This is a genomic window from Caballeronia humi, from assembly GCF_001544475.1.
In the GTDB taxonomy this organism is placed as follows: Bacteria; Pseudomonadota; Gammaproteobacteria; order Burkholderiales; family Burkholderiaceae; genus Caballeronia; species Caballeronia humi.
This window is the reverse complement of sequence record NZ_FCNW02000206.1, coordinates 1-927: the sequence shown is the minus strand read 5'-3', so window position 1 is coordinate 927 and position 927 is coordinate 1. Positions and strand designations below refer to the sequence as shown.

Annotated in this window: 1 protein-coding gene; it reads right to left on the bottom strand. The window is 63.8% G+C overall.

Going from position 1 to position 927, the window contains the following annotated elements; translation table 11 throughout:
• On the bottom strand, nt 1–927 hold a 927-nt coding region (locus tag AWB65_RS35065), incomplete at both ends, for a tartrate dehydrogenase (RefSeq protein WP_125474312.1).

The window sequence follows — 927 nt, the reverse complement described above, 5'->3', positions numbered from 1 at the left end:
TTCGCCGAGGTGTTCGAGCAACATCACGACCGACCAGAACGTGCCGACCGGGTTCGCGAGGCCCTTGCCCATGATGTCGAATGCCGAACCGTGGATCGGCTCGAACATCGACGGATAGCGGCGCTCCGGATCGATGTTGCCCGTCGGCGCGATGCCGAGACTGCCCGCGAGCGCCGCGGCGAGGTCGCTGAGGATGTCGGCGTGAAGGTTGGTCGCGACGATCGTGTCGAGCGTCGCGGGGCGGTTGATCATGCGCGCCGTCGATGCATCGACCAGTTCCTTGTCCCACGTGACGTCGGGGAATTCCTTCGAGATTTCGAGCGCGATCTCGTCCCACATCACCATCGCGTGGCGCTGCGCGTTGCTCTTCGTGATGACGGTCAGCAGCTTGCGCGGACGGGACTGTGCGAGACGAAACGCGAACCGCATGATCCGCTCGACCCCGGCGCGCGTCAGGATCGATACATCGGTTGCCGCTTCGATCGGATGCCCTTGGTGAACACGCCCGCCGACGCCCGAATATTCGCCTTCCGAGTTCTCACGCACGATCACCCAGTTCAGGTCCTCGGGCTTGCAGCGCTTGAGCGGGCCGTCGATGCCCGGCAGGATGCGCGTCGGGCGCACGTTCGCGTACTGATCGAGGCCCTGGCAAATCTTCAGACGCAGACCCCACAGCGTAATGTGGTCGGGAATGTCCGGGTCGCCCGCCGAGCCGAACAGGATCGCGTCCTTGTCGCGGATCGCATCGAGACCGTCTTCGGGCATCATCACGCCGTTCTTGCGGTAGTAGTCGCCGCCCCAGTCGAAGTTTTCGAATTCGAACGCGAACGATTGGGTCGTGGTGGCCAGCGCTTCGAGCACTTGCTGGCCTGCGGGAACGACTTCCTTGCCGATGCCGTCGCCAGGGATAGTTGCGATGCGATACGT